This is a genomic window from Streptomyces sp. NPDC042100, from assembly GCF_055582325.1.
This window is the reverse complement of record NZ_JBVJDK010000003.1, coordinates 573,435-589,738: the sequence shown is the minus strand read 5'-3', so window position 1 is coordinate 589,738 and position 16,304 is coordinate 573,435. Positions and strand designations below refer to the sequence as shown.

Below are 16,304 nucleotides of genomic sequence, written 5' to 3'. Positions count from 1 at the left end.
GCGCGCGGTCTCCTGCGGAGACACAACGCGGAGTGACTGCGTCACTCCAAGGGGACCGCGCCGCTGCGCGGCGCCGGACGGAGTGAGCCCGGGAGGGCAGTCACCTTCGGTGACTGCGGGGCGGACCGGCCGACCGGGGGCGCGGGCCGTGGGGTGGGGCTGATCGGGGGGTCATGCCCGCCTTCGGCGGGCATTTCTGCTGTTCAGATGCCCTGCCGTGGGGTTGCGGCCGTGGTCTTGGTGGTGGGGCACCTCTGGCCCCTGCGGGGCCGGCGGCTCCTCATCAAGCCCTGAACCTGATCACAGTATGCACTCGGAAAGGCCCCGTGTCCACCGGTTCACCCCCTTGGGCAGCGGACACACTGCGTGACACAGGAGCCCACACCCGCCCGACGAGTGGTCTACACCAGAAAAACAAAAGCGCAGCTACGGGGATGGGGGTCCGGCCCGGAACCGACACCTCGGACAGGAGGGCGGAATGCCTAAAACGCATGGGCATAAGGGGGTCTGAAAGGCCGCCAGAAGGCCACACGCAAACCCGAACTGACCAACCAGCAAAAGCCCCGTACAGCGCTCGAATCCATAGGCCGATACAGAAACCGAATACCGGCCTATACGCAATCCGCAATCACATCTGAGAGTGCGCGGGGGCGAACGACGCCGTCTCTCGGACGGCCTCCTACCCTCCGTCCCGTGTGGGTCGCCGGCGCTTCCTCCGCCGGGGCGGCGTGCTCGGCGGCCTGGGCGACCCGCACCAGGCACGCGACGTCGAGGACCCTCTCCCACACCCGCCGCCACAGGGCCCGGCTCGGGGGGAGGAGAGCGGATCCGCTGACATGCCGGCGGATGGCCCGCGGGCGGCTGTTCAGCAGGGCCGCCACGATCCCGACGTCGTCGCCGTGGTGCTCCAGGAGGAGCACGAGCTGTTGCTGGATGCCGCGCGGCATCAGACGGGCACACTCCTCGCGTGAGGGCGGGTCGAGGTGGGCCGGCCCTCACGGCCTGGTGGAGCGGGCGCCTGGACGACGTCGGCGTCGAGCTCGGTAACACGGGCTGGTCACACCCCCGGTGCACCGGGGGTTGGGCGCCTTCGTGCTGGTGGGGGCGTGGTACTGGCACGGGAGTGGCACGCCCGTGTTACTGGCCTCGTGTGCACGCGTGTGCTCGTGCACGTGTGCACGCCGAACGCGCGCGGCACCCGTCACGGCCCGTGGCGGCCCCTGGAGCCTTCGCCGAGCCGGGGTCGGGGCCCCAGGGAGGTCGCGGGGCCTTGTGGGCGCTCCTGCGGGGCGCTGGGGCCGCTGAGCGCGTTCAGGACGGGCGCGCCGGGGCGTGCTCTACCTGACCGCGACCCCGCGCATCCTCGCCGCGCCCCGGCCGCAGAAGGGCGCGGACGGCCAGGAGGTGGCGCTCGCGACGATGTCGGATGACCCGGACGGGACCTACGGCAGGTGGCTCGCGGAGCTCGGTCTGAGCGAGGCGATCGAGCGCGAAATCCTTGCGGGCTTTGAGATCGACGTGCTGGAGATCCGCGATCCTTCGCCGGTTCTCGGGGAGTCGGAGGAGGCGCGGCGCGGCCGGCGCCTGGCGCTCTTGCAGACGGCGCTCCTGGAGCACGCGGCGGCGTACAACCTGCGTACGGTCATGACGTTCCGCCAGAAGGTCGAGGAGGCCGCCGCGTTCGCGGAGAAGCTGCCCGAGACGGCGGCCGAGCTGTACATGACCGACGCCTCCGACGCCGACCTGGCCGCTGCGGAGAAGCTGCCCGCGTCGTCGATCGAGGCCGAGTTCTACGAGCTGGAGGCCGGCCGCCACGTCCCGCCGGACCGCGTGTGGTCGGCGTGGCTGTGCGGCGACCACCTCGTCGCCGAGCGGCGCGAGGTCCTGCGCCAGTTCGCCAACGGCATCGACGCGAACAACCGCCGGGTCCACCGCGCCTTCCTCGCCAGCGTGCGCGTCCTCGGCGAGGGCGTGGACATCACCGGCGAGCGGGGCGTCGAGGCGGTGTGCTTCGCCGACACCCGCGGCTCCCAGGTCGAGATCGTGCAGAACATCGGCCGGGCCCTCCGCCTCAACAAGGACGGCTCCACCAAGATCGCACGGATCATCGTGCCCGTCTTCCTGGAGCCGAACGAGGACCCCGAGGACATGGTCGCCTCCGCCAGCTTCAAGCCGCTCGTCGCCGTGCTCCAGGGCCTGCGCAGCCACGACGAGCGCCTGGTCGAGCAGCTCGCCTCCCGGGCGCTCACGAGCGCCAAGCGCAAGACCCACCTGCGGCGGGACGAGGACGGGCGGATCGTCGGCGCCGGCGGCGCGGGCGACGGCGAGGACCAAGAGCAGGAGCAGGACGACACCGACGCCGCTGCCGAGTCCGCGCTGCTGCACTTCTCCAGCCCGCGCGACGCCGCCACGATCACGGCCTTCCTGCGGACCCGGGTGTACCGGCCGGAATCCCTCGTATGGCTGGAGGGCTACCAGGCCCTGATCCGGTGGCGGAAGGAGAACGAGATCACCGGCGTCCACGCAGTCCCATATGACATCGAGGTCGAGGTCGGCGTCACTAAGGACTTCCCCCTCGGGCGGTGGGTGCACCAGCAGCGCAAGGCGCTGCGGGCCGGGGAGCTGGAGGACCGGCGCAAGACCCTGCTGGACACCCCAGAGGCCGGGATGGTCTAGGAGCCCGGTGAGGAGGCGTGGGAGGCCAAGCTCGCCGCCCTGCGGGCCTACCGGCGGGCCACCGGACACCTCGCGCCCCGGCAGGACGCGGTGTGGGGCGAAGGCGCGGAGATGGTGCCCATCGGGCAGCACATGGCCAACCTCCGCCGGAAAGGCGGCCTCGGCAAGGACCCGAAGCGGGCGGCGGACCGCGCGGAGCAGCTGGCGGAGATCGACCCGGACTGGAACTGCCCGTGGCCGCTGAACTGGCAGCGGCACTACCGGGTCCTCGCCGACCTCGTCGACGCCGACGGAGTGCTGCCCCACATCGCGCCCGGCGTCGTCTTCGACGGCGACGACATCGGCACCTGGCGCTGGCGGCAGCAGGAACCGGGCACCTGGGCGCAGCTGATGCCTGAGCAGCGCGAGCGGCTGACCAAGCTGGGCGTGGAACCCGCCCAGGTGCTGCCTCCCGCCCCGGCGGGCGCTCGTGGAGCGGGAAGGGCCGGGCAAGGCGCAGCAGGCGTTCCAGCGGGGCCTGGCGGCCCTTGCGCAGTGGGTCGAGCGGGAAGGGGCGGACCGGCCGGTGCCGCGCGCCCACGGCGAAGAGGTCACGGTCGAGGGCGAGGCGGAGCCGGTGGTCGTGAAGCTGGGCGTGTGGGTCTCGAACACCAAGTCCCGGCGGGACAAGCTCACCGCTGACCAGCTCGCCGCCCTCACGAAGCTCGGCGTCGACTGGGCATGACAAGTTGCCCGGCTCCTCGTTGAGCGCGTGCGCTTCGTCGAGAACGCCGCCTCCAGCAGTTCAACCTCCAGGCCTCCGCCTGGGACTGGCCACCCCAACCCAACCGCAACGCGCCGGCCCCAGCGCCCCGGCGCCAACACCGAAGCCACGTATCTGCTGCTGTCCCTGGCGTCCGGCCAAACTCCTCAGCGCCACGTTCGAGGACTCCGTCGGCCCCGCTTCCTCGCTGCGGGCGGCGGCGTAGGGGAGTGCGCCCTCTACTCCGTCACCCGCGACGATCGACCCAATGTCCGCGAACGACCCGCCATGGGTCTCGGCCAGCACGCTACAGCGAGCGGGCGCACGCGGTACGGACCAGGTCAGCCCTTCATGTTCCAGAGCGGTGCGATCTTCCCCTCGACTCGGGAGCCTCCCTGGAAGGTGTCCTGTCCCGACCAGCGGTAGCGGTAGCGGTTGAGGTCCGCGGTGGGGACACGGGCGGTCAGGGTGTCGGCGTCGACGGAGCTGCTGGTCATGCCCTTGGTCTTGCGGGAGCTGCGGGAGGCGACGGTGACCCAGTCGTCCCGCTGCGCGTCGTAGCGCTCCAGAGCGCTGACGATGTCGATATCGACCTTCGTGAGGAGTTCCGGCGTGCCGAGGAGGCCGGTGACGCTGATGTGGACGTCAGCCGTGACGGTGGTGTCCGTGCCGTTCCCGGCGTCCGCCGTGGTGAGCTTCGCGTAGCCGTGCAGCTTGTGCTGGATCGGGGTGCTCGCGCCCGTCCTGTCCCCCGACCGCTCGCCGCTCGCGGGGTCTCGGACGGTGCCCGGCCGGTAGGTGTCCATGGACGGGGGGACGTTGAGGACGCAGCGGCCGGAGACGGTGGCCCGCGAGACCCCGCTGGCGTCGTCGACGTGGTACCAGAAGTCGATGGCGTGGTCGATGAGCTGGACCCGCGGCAGGGTGTAGGTCAGGGTGCACGGCTCGGACGGCGCCACGCCGGCGTCCTTGATCTCCCCCCTGGTCTGTTCGCGCACGACGACGGTGAAGCTGCCGTTGACGTCCCGGGCCTGGAGTTTCAGCTCGGCGCTCGCCCGGTACGATTCGGCGCGCTTCCAGATCCCGTGGTTGTCCTCCTTCGTGATGGCCAGGCCGCGGACCCGGGCCGTCAGCTTCACCTTGTCGGTGCCCGCGAGGGGCTCGATGTCGACGACCAGCTGGGCGTCGGTACGCCAGTCGTTAAGGGCGTTTGAACCGCCCGTGCGGTCCCAGGCGACCGCCGCGCGGTCATTCGCCGGCTGGCACAGGCGCTCCGCGCCGACGACCTCCGGTGCGGGCTCGATGAACGAGAAGCGGGTCACGCCCGGTTCGGCGGCGTTGTACTGACCGGAGCGTATCCACTCCTCGCGGCTCGCGTCGGTGAGACCGTCGGTAGGCAGTACGGGGTCAGTGCTCAAGACTCATTCCTCCCACGGGGCGACTGTCCGTCGTTCATGATCGGATCATGGGCCTCAGCCCGCGGAACAGCCCACAAACGGCCAAACACCTGGCCGCGCGCAGACGGCCGAGAGGCCTCTTCTGCCGTCGGTGGGGGAACGCCTCGACAGCACCCGTACGCGGCCTGCCGCGGCAGCCCGTGCCGAGGCGACGGGCGGCTCCCGGAGGCGGTCACCGCGTCGGCCCACGTCGGCCCAGTGAAATGTCGCCTCTTCGTCCGCACGACAACCGCGGGAAGCGGGCGCGACCGAGGCCGGGGCCATCTCGCGTACGAAGGCGTCCGCGCTCGGCCAGGCCGGTGGGACGTGGACTTCGCGGACGGTGTCGATCAGGTCGGGGAAGCGGCCCTACGGCGATCGAGATTCTCTCGGTCGTCGCCGAGGAGGCCACCGCCCGGCCTTCGGGGACCGCCGGGGAGGGGCGCCTGGCCCGGGTCGGCGCCCCGTTCCTGCTCTACCTTCGCAACGGCCACGAGCTCCAGGACGCCCGCGAGGTCGTGCTGACGTTCGCGCTGTGGGCGGGCTCGCAGCTCGCGGGCCTCATGCGCAACGACGCCGGGCGGATCGCCGCCTACCTGGACGCCCGCGACCACGCCCGCTGACGAGCCCGCGCCCGACTTCGGCACGTACCAGGCCGGCACCCCGTACCGCCCGCTTCGGCGGCGGGGGTGCCGGCCTTTTGCGAGAAACGCATTCTCGGGTTTGCCGGGGTGTCTATCGGATGCCGGGGGCGTGCTCCCAGAACGGTGCCCTGGCGCTCTCGCGAGCCACCGACATTCCCCGGACCAGTGATCGTCAACTGATCTCCGAACTGGGCGATGATCGCTCTCGCTCCTCACCTACGTAGCCATGGGCGGTGAGGCGGGCGAGGGCGGAGGGGCGTCCCTTCGGGGTGGCACGGACCTCGTCCCAGTCGATGGCGGGGTGGGCGAGGAGGACGTCGAGTCGCCGAGGCGGTAGAGCGCGACCGAGGGGGCCCAGCTTCGGGGCTGGTGGCGGCTGCGGACGTGGGTGGTGGGGTGCAGCCAGCGGGCGCGGGTGAGGTGGGCGAGGTCGCTGTCGCGGATGCCGAGGTGGCGGGCGGCGGTGTGGTCGAGGAGCCGGCCGTCGTGGCGGGCCTTGTCGAACGCAGCCCGGTCGGTGAACTGGTCGATGGCCAGGCCGTCGTAGAAGGGGTGGCTCTTGTAGGTGGCGGTGCGGGGGATCAGGCCGAGGCGGGCGAGCTCGCGCAGGACGTCCGGGTCGACGGGGACGCCGAAGCGTTCGGTGAGGAGCTCGGCGGCGCGGGATGAGACCGAGGGCCAAGGCCCGCTCGAACCGCCACGCCTCAAAGTCGAGAACGGCGGGGGACTGCTGCGGGCCGCAGACGGCCGGGGGCCTGGTGACCGGGGTGGTGTCTCGCGTGCGAGACGCTCCGATGCCGGCCCTCATCGCGGGGTGGATCGCGGTGAGCGCGCGACGTCGAGGAGACGGTACGCCCGCGCGCGGCTGATACCGAGCTCCGCCCTGCAGTACGCACCCCACGAGGCGTGGCCGGGGGGCACCCGGACGCAGGCGCCCCTCGGCTACGGAGCGCCGGACAGCGTCCATCGCCCCGCGCAGGCCCGCTGAGCCGGTGGGGAGCGGTACCGAAACCTGGGGAGGTCACCACACAATACGAACCCCTGCGCCCCCGACTCGCCGCTCCCGCAGAAGCGTCTGAATGAGATTGAAGGGGAGTCTCAGACTTTCAAGCTTCGCAGGTCAGAGCCTTGGAAGGTGGCACAGTGCTGCCATCAACGATCAAGATCAGCTTCTCCGTCAGTGAAGGCCCGCAGGCCAGCGACTCGGAATCCGGGCCCACACTTCAATCTGATTGAGACGACATAGGCGCCGCCGGAGCCAGCAGGGCGCGGGCTTCGGGGGTGTCGGGGATCGCGACGGAGTCGGGCGCGGCGGCAGTGATCGTCGTGCGGAGTGCCTCCCGCGCGGCGGTGGACTGCTCGATGCCGGGGGTCGTGCGGTTGGTACCGCGCTCGGTGCACTGGGGGCAGAGCATCGGGCGAGGAGCTCGGCGACGAGCGCGGCCGGTGGCGGTGGCCGGGTCGGCGGGTGGTTCGGTGGGCGGCGGGGGCTGGGGGGCGGATGTCGTGGACGGCCTGGCGGGCGGCGGCGCAGGGCCATGCCGGCTGTGCGCGGTGGGCCGGCTTCGCGGCCGGGCGGAGCTACCCATGGGCCGATATGTCGCTAATTCGTTCTAATGTTCGGATGGATGGCAGGATGTACAACGCTTTGCAATGCCGGAGCACTCTTAGGAGATGACGTCATGTCAGCAGTTACCCGAACGCCGACGCCCTGGAGCTACTCGCTGGCCGTAGCGGCAGGCGACTTCGTTCATCTCGGGCTTCACCGCGGCTCCGGGGCGGACTTCAACGGGCAGATGGCCGACGCGCTGAACCTTCTCGGCGAAACCCTCGGCGAGTACGGCCTGACGCTCCACGACCTGGTCAAGGTGAATGTCTGGCTCAGGAACATCGGCGACCTGCGCACCATGGAGCTGCACTTCGCCGGCCTCTTCCCGAAGGACGGCTATCCGGCCCGGATGACGGCGACGACCGAGTTCATCGACGACGACTGCCTCCTGATGATCGACGGGGTCGCCTATCGTGGCGCCGGCGGCTGAACACGCCGCCCGAAGGCCACCGGCGACTCGCCGGTGGCGTGCCGCATCGGGACCGTTGGCCCTGGCTCGGAAGATCAATTCGCGGGTCTACTGGCGTCATGTCTCTCGTGCTGCACGCCATGACGGTGAACGCCCTCGACCCGGCCGCGCTGGCCCGGTTCTGGTCCGACGCGCTTCCCCTTGCCGGGGCCCCGGCGGACTCGGGCGGCGGGTACGTACGGGTCCCCCTGCCGGACCCGGGTCCCGACCTGCTCTTCGCTCCCGTCGAGACCGAAGAACGAGTCCCGGGCCGGATCCACCTCGACCTCACCTGGCTCGGCGACTCCACCCACCGACAGGCCGAGATAGACCGACTCATCGCCCTCGGGGCACGCCTCGTCGAAGACCGTGCGGACGCCTCCTACGCATGGACCGTGATGACAGACCCCGAGGGCAACCCCTTCTGCCTCTGACAACCCAGACCCAGCAGGCGGGCCGGCTTGCCCTGCAACTCTCTCTTCAACTTGCCCTGCAGCGTGCCTTTCAACAGGGCCTTCACATTGCCCCCAGCGACCTGCGCGGTGTGGGGAACGCGCAGGTCGGGGCGGGTGGTCAAGGGGGTTGGGGTGCGCCGGCTACGTAGGTGAAAACGGGTTCTGGTCCACTCTCCGTGGAGGCTCACGGATCGTGATGTCGGTGGTGTGTGGCGGGATGTCCGGACTTTGCCGTTGATCTACGGGGAGACCGTCGTGACGTCTTCGTACTCGTCCCTGACTCGTGCCTTGGCCGAGGCCTTGGTCGATGTCCTGTGGTTCATCGAGGGCAGTGAAGACGAGCAGATGGATCAGGACGATGCGGTCAAGGTCATGGAGGGCGTCGCCCACGTGGTCAGTACGCTGTCGAGTGATCAGCAGCAGGAGCTGATCGCCCTGCTCGGGGCGATGGCTGCTGCCGAGACAAGCCCCGCTCGCCGTGAGTTCCTGGAGGAGTTCCCGGAGGGCTTCGGGCTCATCGGCGATCTGTCCTGAAGGGTCTCAGCTTGCCGTGCAAGGCCCGGCACCAAACCGTGCCGCTGGCGGTTGATCCTCCACCCAGACTCGTCACCATGAACGCGACGATGCTGGATGGGCGGCATGGTGAGACGCAAGAAGGAGAAGAAGAAGCGGCCCGCCTGGGGCATTCCGAAGGGGATCTTCCTGTTTGCGACGGCGGAAGGCTGGCGCACCAGCGTCCTCACCGAAAGCGGAAATCTCTGCGGGGGGGGGCTGGACGTCCCGATCAACACCGACCCGCAAGACGCGCGGGCTGCGGCGGCGGCGATGGTGACGGAACTCGCGCGCGGCTTCCATGACACTGAGGTGGAGGTGAGCTGGGAGCCGCCCCAGGAACCTTGGTCATGGACCGCCCAGGTCACCCTCGCCGCCGAAAACAACTCACCTTCGCCGGACGCCGAAGGCTGAACGGCAAGCTCAGGAGTAGAGCAGAACGCGCTTGCGGAGGAGTTCGAAGCCTGCTCGGCCGAACATCTGGCGCTTGAGCATCTTGATCCGGTTGACATGGCCTTCGACGACCCCGGAGTTCCACGGCTGCGAGAGTCCGGCAGTGACGGCGTCGAGGTCGCGCTCCAATGCCGGGCGAATCGCTGGAGGCTGGGCAGGTCGGCGGCGGCTGCCGCTTCGATCCATGCTGGCAGTCGGTGGCCCTGGGTCAGCATGTGCGCGAAGGAGCGCACGTGCTCGGCGAGCGCGTCGAGTTCGGGACAGCCCGCCAGCACGGCCTTGAGCTGGAGCCGGTCGCTCTCGGCCAGGGCGTCGGGGTGCGTGAGGATCCAGCGGGTGACGGCGCGGGCGGATGGCGGTCGGGGGCCGACCGGCTGGGGCTTGCCGCGTAGGTTTCGGCTGAGGTAGGCGCGGACGTGCCGTAGCCGTCCGGGTAGCCCTGTGCCTTGATCTCCTCCCACAGTTTCCAGGCGTTGGTGCAGCCCTCCTGCCATCGCTGGTCAAGGCAGGGCTTGTACACGTCCAGCTTGGTGGGACGACTTTGCCACTGACCGGTGAACAGTCGCTCCGGCTCGGTGGCGCGGGAGAATCGGAGAACGGTGTTGAGCCCCATGCCGAGCTGCCGGGCGATGGACCGCTTGCTGTGACCGGCGGCCAGCAGGGCGTGGACGGTGGCGTGCTTGGCGCGGGTGCGTTCGGCGAACCGGTGGCCTGTTGGCCACGGCGAGGCCGTGGGCGGCTCCGGCGCTTGGTCTGGCCCCTGCGGTGACTCAGGTGCGGGCCGCAGGCAAGCGCGGTGCCGGTAGACGCACTTCTCGGCGGCTTCGCCGAGGTTGTGCCAGAGGTGCCATCGGTCGGCTACCTGGAGGGCTTGAGGGGCGCCGCGGGTGGCGCCCTCGGCGTAGGAGAGGGCGCGGTCCCGGCAAATGATCTCGATCCCGGGTCGCTCGGACAGCCAGGCCGCGAGGGTGTCCGCCTCCCGGTCCGGCAGGAGTGCACCCGCCGGCGTGTCTCGACGTCGACGAGGACGGTTCCGTAGATCCGGCCCTTTCGCTGAGCGTATTCGTCGGCGCCGAGCACGCGGGGCGTGGCGGTAGGCGGATCCGGCAGCGAGGTGATCCGCCTCAGCAGGGTGTTTCGGCTGACTCGGACTCCGAAGGCCTCCGACATGAAGGCCATGCGGGTGCCCCGGCCGGCGCAGCGGCGCGCCGCCGCACCGGGCTCAGCGGGCACCCGCCGTCAGCGTGCCGCAGTGTCCCCAGCCCGAGGTGGCGGCCGTGGAACCGACCTGCCCGTTGAACAGCACGCAGGTGCCGCGGGCGTCCAGCCGGACGGGACCGGCGTAGTACTTGTAGTCGGAACGGCTGTCCCAGACCCCTTGGTTGTCACTGGCCCGGAACAGCCCCACGGCGAGCAGCTGGGGGGTGCCGGATCCGCTCTTGGGCACGGTGTACGCACAGTTCTGGCCCGTGGCGGAGTTGTAGTAGAGGTAGGTGTAGCCGGTCGCGAAGTCCAGGGTGTCGACCTTGACCCCGTCGCAGACCGGTGCGGCGGCCTGTGCGGGGGCGGCCGCGCCGACGACCGCCCCGGTCAGGGCGAGGGCGGCGGCGGCCGCAGCCGTCACCGCCCGCCGGATCACGTTGCTCGTTCCGTGCTGTGCTGCGCGTAATCGGGGCACGTTCACAACTCCTCGTCAGGGAGGGCGACAACGTCGCGGCATTCCCTCACGCCCCCGCTCCGGCCACAAGGCAGACCGTCCGCCCGCACCCGGGAATGACCGGAATCGTGCAGCGGTGAGTCCTATTCCGGCAGGTGTCACCCACCCGCCCGGCATCCGCCGCCTGGCGGCGGCGAGGGCGGCCGGGGCCACCGTGTGGCCGAGGGAAGCGCAGGGGCTCCCCGTACGGTGGCCAGCAGGCGGCCGTACGGGGCGCCGCGAGGCTCTCGGTATCGGCCCTTACGAAGACCGCCAGCCCGTGAACGGGGCCGGCCGCGCGCGGACGTGTTCCAGGCGGCGCACCGCCGAGGCGTTGGCCCATAGCAGTTCGTCGAGCACGTGCGCCTCGCCCCGGGGACCCGCACGGTGTGGGGAACGCGCGGGTCGGGGCGGGGCGGGGGGGACGACCGTCTCGGAGGACTCCTTGCCGCCGCGCCGTAGCCCCGAAGGACGCTTCGGTGAGCAGAGCTCCCGGATGTTCACCCCCACCGGCGAAGGCCGGAGGTGGCTCCCCTGGGTCAGTCGAGGCCGTCCTCGAAGCCCTTCAGCAGCGCGGTGAGTTCGGCCGCGGCGCCGCACAGCGTGCGCAGCCGTACGGCGCGCCGGCGCTCGGCGAGGGTGAGTGCCTGGCCGACGGAGAGGGTGACGGCGCCCGCCGGTGCCCCGGTGCGGTCCGGGGCGTGGATGGCGCCCCGGCCGCCTTTGTGGCCCCGCGTGTCCTTCAGGTACGCCGCCCGTGTGCGGGCTCCGGTGGCTCCGGTGGCTCCGGTGGCTCCGGTGGCTCCGGTGTTCGCTTACCCGTATGTGCCTCGGGCGGCCTTGGGGAGCGGGGCCGGGGAGCGGGGCGGCGCCCCGCTCCCCGGCCGCGACCGGACACGGCTGTCCCCCGTTGCGCGGGGCCGGCCCCGCGCGGAGGTGTCCGGTGCACCGGGGCTACTTCTGGTTCAGGACGGCCTTGCGGATGCGCACGGCCTCCGGGGTCACCTCGACGCACTCGTCGTCGCGGCAGAACTCCAGGGACTGCTCCAGGGACAGCTTGCGCACCGGGACCACGTGTTCGGTGGTGTCGGCGGCGGCGGCCCGCATGTTGGTGAGTTTCTTCTCCCTGGTGATGTTCACGACCAGGTCGTCGGCGCGCGAGTTCTCGCCGATGATCATGCCCGCGTACACCTCGGTGCCCGGACCGGTGAAGAGCACACCGCGCTCCTGGACGCCGAGCATCGCGTACAGGGTGACCGCGCCCGCCCGGTCCGCGATCAGGGAACCGCTCCTGCGCGTGGTCAGTTCCCCGAACCAGGGCTCGTGGCCTTCCTGGACCGCGTGGGCGATGCCGGTGCCGCGGGTGTTGGTGAGGAACTCCGTACGGAAGCCGATGAGGCCGCGGGACGGGACGACGAACTCCATGCGGACCCAGCCGGAGCCGTAGTTCGACATGTCGTCCATGCGGCCCTTGCGGACGCCCATGAGCTGCGTGACGGCGCCCATGTGCTCCTCGGGCACGTCGACCGTGAGGCGCTCGACCGGCTCGTACACCTTGCCGTCGACCAGCTTGGTGACGACCTGGGGCTTGCCCACCGTCAGTTCGAAGCCCTCGCGGCGCATCTGCTCGACCAGGACGGCCAGCGCCAGCTCACCGCGGCCCTGCACCTCCCAGGCGTCCGGGCGCTCGGTGTCCAGCAGCCGCAGGGAGACGTTGCCGACCAGCTCGCGGTCCAGACGGTCCTTGATCTGACGGGCGGTGACCTTGCGGTCCTTGGTCACCGACAACGCCCCCGCACCCCTGCCGGAACCGCCGCGGCCGGCCATCGGCGAGGTGTTGGTGCCGATGGTCATGGAGATGGCGGGCTCGTCCACCGTGATCAGCGGCAGAGCCACCGGGTGGCACGGGTCGGCCAGGGTCTCGCCGATCATGATGCCCGGGATGCCCGCGACCGCGCAGATGTCACCGGGACCCGCCATCGCCGCCCGCCTGCGGGTGAGCCCCTCCGTCATCATCAGCTCGCCCACCCGGACACCGGCCCGGGTTCCGTCGCGCCTGAGCAACGTGACGCTCTGGCCCTTGCGCAGCTCGCCCTGCTCGACGCGCAGGAGCGCGATGCGGCCGAGGAAGTTGTCGGCGTCCAGGTTGGTGACGTGCGCCTGGAGGGGGGCCCCCTCGTCGTACGACGGGGCCGGGACGTGCTCCAGGATGGTGGAGAAGAACGGCTCCAGGCTGTCGCTGTCCGCGGGGACCGTGCCGTTCTCCGGCTTGGTCAGCGAGGCGACGCCGTCACGGCCGCAGGCGTAGACGATCGGGAACTCGATCTGCTCCTCGTCCGCGTCCAGGTCGAGGAAGAGGTCGTAGGTCTCGTTGACGACCTCGTCGATCCGGGAGTCCGGGCGGTCCGTCTTGTTGACGCACAGGATGACGGGCAGGCGCCGCTGGAGGGCCTTGCGCAGCACGAAGCGGGTCTGCGGGAGCGGACCCTCCGAGGCGTCCACGAGGAGGACGACCGCGTCCACCATCGACAGACCGCGCTCGACCTCGCCACCGAAGTCGGCGTGACCGGGGGTGTCGATGATGTTGATCGTGACCGGGGCCCCGCCGCCCTTGGGGTGATACCTCACCGCCGTGTTCTTGGCGAGGATCGTGATGCCCTTCTCACGCTCCAGGTCGTTCGAGTCCATCACCCGCTCGGCCAAGCTCCCGGCGGCGTGCGCGGCGAAGGCGCCCGCCTGCTTGAGCATGGCGTCGACGATGGTCGTCTTGCCATGGTCGACGTGGGCGACGATCGCGACGTTACGGATGTCGTGGCGCGTGGACATTTCTCTGCCTCTCTCAGGTGCGAGAACGGTTACGGGGGTCCGGGGGCCGCCGTCGGGGGACGGCGGCGGCGCGCACGGGGAATCCGCCTCCCGTGGGACACGGCCCCCGGGGGCGGGAGCACGCTCGTGGTGCGGTGTCCCGTGCGCGGCGGGAGCGGAGGGCCCCCGAGGGGTGGTTTCGCAAGGTGCGATGCGCGGGCGCGGATGCGGGCGCGGGCGCGGTCGCGTACGGCGGGCTCCCGGAGGCGAGGGCCTTCGGCCCTCGCTCCTGGTGCGGTGCCCGGTGCGCGGTGAAACTCCCGGCCCGGCGTCGCGACGCCGGGCCGGAGGTTCGCCCGCCCCACGGGGGTGGCCCTGCCGGCCGGCTCAGGCATTGGCCTTGGACGTGGTCAGCGCCAGGCCGACCAGCAGCTGCAGGACCGCGAGGGCGATCAGCACCGTCAGCGGGACGCTCCAGCCACCGGTGGCCGACCGCATCAGTCCGACCCCGAAGGGCCCGGCCGACGCGATCAGGTACCCCGCGCTCTGCGCGAAGGTGGACAGCGCCGTCGTCTGCTGCGCGCTGCGGCCGCTCATCCCGATGATCGCCAGGACCAGCGGGAACGCCCCGAGCCCCAGGCCGGTCAGGACCGCCCAGAGAGCGGGAGCGGCGAGCGGTGCGAGCAGCAGCCCGCTGAACCCCGCCAGCAGGGAGACACCCACGATCACGAACGCCACCCGCAGCTTTCCCGAACTCCGGGTCAGCGGCATCAGCGCGAACGTCGAGGGAATTCCCACGGCCAGCGTCAGACCGAGCATCGTGCCCGCCTGCCCCGCGTCCAGCCCCTGGTCGGAGAGCATGCTGGGCAGCCAGCCGATCACCGCGTAGCTGCTCAGCGACTGCAGCGCGAAGAACGCCGTGACCAGCAGCCCGAACCGGGTCCGCCCCATACTCCAGGCCGATACGTGCTCCTCGGCCGCCTGCGGCGTCGCCTTCTTCCAGCTGCTCCTGCTCGCCGTCCACATCACGAAGGCGACCAGGGCGGGCAGCGCCCACACGGCCAGACCGAGCGACGGGCTGCCGACCAGGTCGGCAGTCGGCACCGCGGCGGCCGCCGCCACCGCCGAGCCGAGCGCCATCGCCGTCGTGTACAGCCCGGTCATCAGGGCGACACGGTCGGAGAAGTGCGTACGGACGACGGCCGGCAGCAGGACGTTGCACAGGGCGAGACCCGCCGAACCGAGCAGGGTTCCCGCCAGCAGTGCCGCGGTGCTGGGCACCGCGCGCACGGCCAGACCCGCACAGAGCGCGAGAAGGGCCAGCAGAACAGCCCGCTCGGTGCCCACGCGCCTGGCCATCAGGCTGCCGCAGCCACCCATGACCGCGAAGCACAGGGTCGGCAGCGTGGGGACCAGCGAGGCCACCAGGGGGCCGAAGCCGATCTGCTCCCGGAGCTGCTCCAGGAGCGCCGAGGCGCTGCTCACACTCAGGCGGAGATTCAGCGCGATCAGCACGATACCGACGCCGACCAGCCAGGCCGTACGGGTACGGGTACGGGTACGGGTGTCGAGAGTGGGAGACCGGTTTGTCTGGTTCGTACGTGTTGTGGTCATGCATCAAACATAAGACGTCTGACCTTTTACGTCCAATCGTTGGATGGATATGCTGCTCATGAGCACCCCGATACGGAGGAAAGCCGCATGAACCTCGCCTCAGCACGCCGCACGGCACTGGTCGACGACATCATCACCGCGTTGCGTACCGAGATCACCTCCGGAAGGTGGCCCGTCGGTACGCGCATCCCGCCCGAACCCGCACTGATCGAGCAACTGGGAGTCGCCCGAGGCACCCTGCGCGAAGCGGTCCGCGCGCTCGCCCACGCCGGCCTGCTCCAGGTCCGGCAGGGCGACGGCACCTACGTGCGGGCCACCAGCGAACTCTCCGGCGCCCTCCAGCGCCTCGACAGCGAACTGGGCGACGTCCTCGAAGTGCGCCAGGCACTCGACGCGCAGGCCGCCCGCCTGGCCGCCCGCCGCATCAACCCAGACCGATTCCCCGCACTCGAAGAGCTGCTGGCGCGGCGCATCGACGCCTGGCAGCGCCGAGACCAGAACGCCTGGATCGAAGCCGACTACACCTTCCACCAGTCCATCGCCACCGCCACCGGCAACACCCTGCTCAGCGACCTCTACGCGGCCCTCGGCCCGGCCCTGCGCCGCTCAATGGCCACCCACTGGTCGGACCCCGGATTCGACGGCGCGGCCCCCCAAGGCCACGAAGAACTCCTCGAAGAACTCCGCAGGGGCGACCCCGAACGGGCCGCCGCCAGCGCCACCGTCAACATCGACAACACCACCCGCTGGCACACCACCCAAACCCCCACACACACCGTGACGCATGTGGACAGCCCGCCCCCGGCACGATGACACACGCGGACAGCCCGCCCCCGGGGCACGGTGACACGCACGGACAGCCCGCCCCCGCCCGGCCACCAGGCCACCAGGCCACGGAACAGCCACACCCCAAACCCGCCCCGACACCGCCCGCAGCCGCCCACACCACACCACGCCAGCGGCCGGTACGCCGAGGGCGAGCCGGATGCTCGCGAGCCCCACACCCGCGTGGCCCCAGAACGACCCGGGGCCAAGGCCCTCCCCGGACCGGTCGCGCCGCACACAAAGGCAGCGGCCCAGCACGTTCAGGCCCGCCCAGCCTCCACCCGAACCCGGCTGACGACCGTCACGGCCGGCCGCCCCGACCGCCCCAGACACCCGCGCCGCGCGGGGG

At 71.0% G+C, this 16,304-nt stretch carries 15 protein-coding genes and 1 pseudogene; 8 read left to right on the top strand and 8 right to left on the bottom strand.

Annotated elements, in window-relative coordinates; translation table 11 throughout:
• Positions 1-836 precede the first annotated feature (836 nt).
• Together ACZ6J5_RS10000 and ACZ6J5_RS09995 are read left to right on the top strand one after the other, a co-directional pair.
• A complete protein-coding gene (locus ACZ6J5_RS10000) occupies positions 837-971 on the top strand; it encodes a hypothetical protein (protein ID WP_469389610.1) in 135 nt (44 codons plus the stop codon).
• Positions 972-1,335: 364 nt separating this feature from the next.
• Positions 1,336-3,400: pseudogene (locus ACZ6J5_RS09995) on the top strand (helicase associated domain-containing protein); the annotation flags it as partial.
• A 359-nt stretch (positions 3,401-3,759) separates the two neighbouring features.
• On the opposite strand, the gene ACZ6J5_RS09990 reads toward ACZ6J5_RS09995, so the two are convergent.
• Positions 3,760-4,836, bottom strand: coding sequence for a hypothetical protein (locus tag ACZ6J5_RS09990; RefSeq protein ID WP_469389608.1), 1,077 nt, complete (start codon positions 4,834-4,836; stop codon positions 3,760-3,762).
• Between the two features lie 338 nt (positions 4,837-5,174).
• On the opposite strand from ACZ6J5_RS09990, the gene ACZ6J5_RS09985 reads away from it, so the two are divergent.
• Positions 5,175-5,477, top strand: a complete 303-nt coding sequence (locus ACZ6J5_RS09985; protein ID WP_469389606.1) for a hypothetical protein — start codon at positions 5,175-5,177, stop codon at positions 5,475-5,477.
• A 237-nt stretch (positions 5,478-5,714) separates the two neighbouring features.
• On the opposite strand, the gene ACZ6J5_RS09980 is transcribed toward ACZ6J5_RS09985, so the two are convergent.
• Together ACZ6J5_RS09980 and ACZ6J5_RS09975 are read right to left on the bottom strand one after the other, a co-directional pair.
• Complete coding sequence (locus ACZ6J5_RS09980; protein ID WP_469389604.1) at positions 5,715-6,206, bottom strand: hypothetical protein; 492 nt, start codon at positions 6,204-6,206, stop codon at positions 5,715-5,717.
• Positions 6,207-6,721: 515 nt separating this feature from the next.
• Positions 6,722-6,913 carry a hypothetical protein gene (locus ACZ6J5_RS09975; RefSeq protein ID WP_469389602.1) on the bottom strand — a complete coding sequence of 64 codons (192 nt, stop codon included), beginning with the start codon at positions 6,911-6,913 and terminating at the stop codon, positions 6,722-6,724.
• Positions 6,914-7,180: 267 nt separating this feature from the next.
• Between ACZ6J5_RS09975 and ACZ6J5_RS09970 the strand changes: the two genes are divergently transcribed.
• From ACZ6J5_RS09970 to ACZ6J5_RS09955, 4 genes are all read left to right on the top strand, one after another.
• Positions 7,181-7,537: a RidA family protein gene (locus tag ACZ6J5_RS09970; RefSeq protein WP_469389600.1), complete on the top strand. Its 357-nt coding sequence runs from the start codon at positions 7,181-7,183 to the stop codon at positions 7,535-7,537.
• 98 nt (positions 7,538-7,635) lie between these two features.
• Positions 7,636-7,989 carry a VOC family protein gene (locus ACZ6J5_RS09965; protein ID WP_469389598.1) on the top strand — a complete coding sequence of 118 codons (354 nt, stop codon included), beginning with the start codon at positions 7,636-7,638 and terminating at the stop codon, positions 7,987-7,989.
• Positions 7,990-8,265: 276 nt separating this feature from the next.
• On the top strand, positions 8,266-8,544 hold the full coding sequence (locus ACZ6J5_RS09960) for a hypothetical protein (protein ID WP_469389596.1): 279 nt from the start codon (positions 8,266-8,268) through the stop codon (positions 8,542-8,544).
• A gap of 105 nt (positions 8,545-8,649) precedes the next feature.
• Entirely contained in the window at positions 8,650-8,976 is a 327-nt protein-coding gene (locus ACZ6J5_RS09955; RefSeq protein ID WP_469389595.1) for a hypothetical protein, read from the top strand.
• A 9-nt stretch (positions 8,977-8,985) separates the two neighbouring features.
• Here ACZ6J5_RS09955 and ACZ6J5_RS09950 read toward each other — a convergent pair whose 3' ends face one another.
• From ACZ6J5_RS09950 to ACZ6J5_RS09930, 5 genes are all read right to left on the bottom strand, one after another.
• Positions 8,986-9,201: a hypothetical protein gene (locus ACZ6J5_RS09950; protein WP_469389650.1), complete on the bottom strand. Its 216-nt coding sequence runs from the start codon at positions 9,199-9,201 to the stop codon at positions 8,986-8,988.
• A 22-nt stretch (positions 9,202-9,223) separates the two neighbouring features.
• Entirely contained in the window at positions 9,224-9,952 is a 729-nt protein-coding gene (locus ACZ6J5_RS09945; RefSeq protein ID WP_469389648.1) for a transposase, read from the bottom strand.
• 285 nt (positions 9,953-10,237) lie between these two features.
• Positions 10,238-10,693: a spore-associated protein A gene (locus ACZ6J5_RS09940; RefSeq protein WP_469389593.1), complete on the bottom strand. Its 456-nt coding sequence runs from the start codon at positions 10,691-10,693 to the stop codon at positions 10,238-10,240.
• A 972-nt stretch (positions 10,694-11,665) separates the two neighbouring features.
• On the bottom strand, positions 11,666-13,537 hold the full coding sequence (gene typA / locus ACZ6J5_RS09935) for a translational GTPase TypA (RefSeq protein WP_469389591.1): 1,872 nt from the start codon (positions 13,535-13,537) through the stop codon (positions 11,666-11,668).
• Between the two features lie 366 nt (positions 13,538-13,903).
• Entirely contained in the window at positions 13,904-15,130 is a 1,227-nt protein-coding gene (locus ACZ6J5_RS09930) for an MFS transporter (RefSeq protein WP_469389590.1), read from the bottom strand.
• An 87-nt stretch (positions 15,131-15,217) separates the two neighbouring features.
• On the opposite strand from ACZ6J5_RS09930, the gene ACZ6J5_RS09925 reads away from it, so the two are divergent.
• Entirely contained in the window at positions 15,218-15,943 is a 726-nt protein-coding gene (locus ACZ6J5_RS09925) for a FadR/GntR family transcriptional regulator (protein ID WP_469389588.1), read from the top strand.
• Positions 15,944-16,304 lie beyond the last annotated feature (361 nt).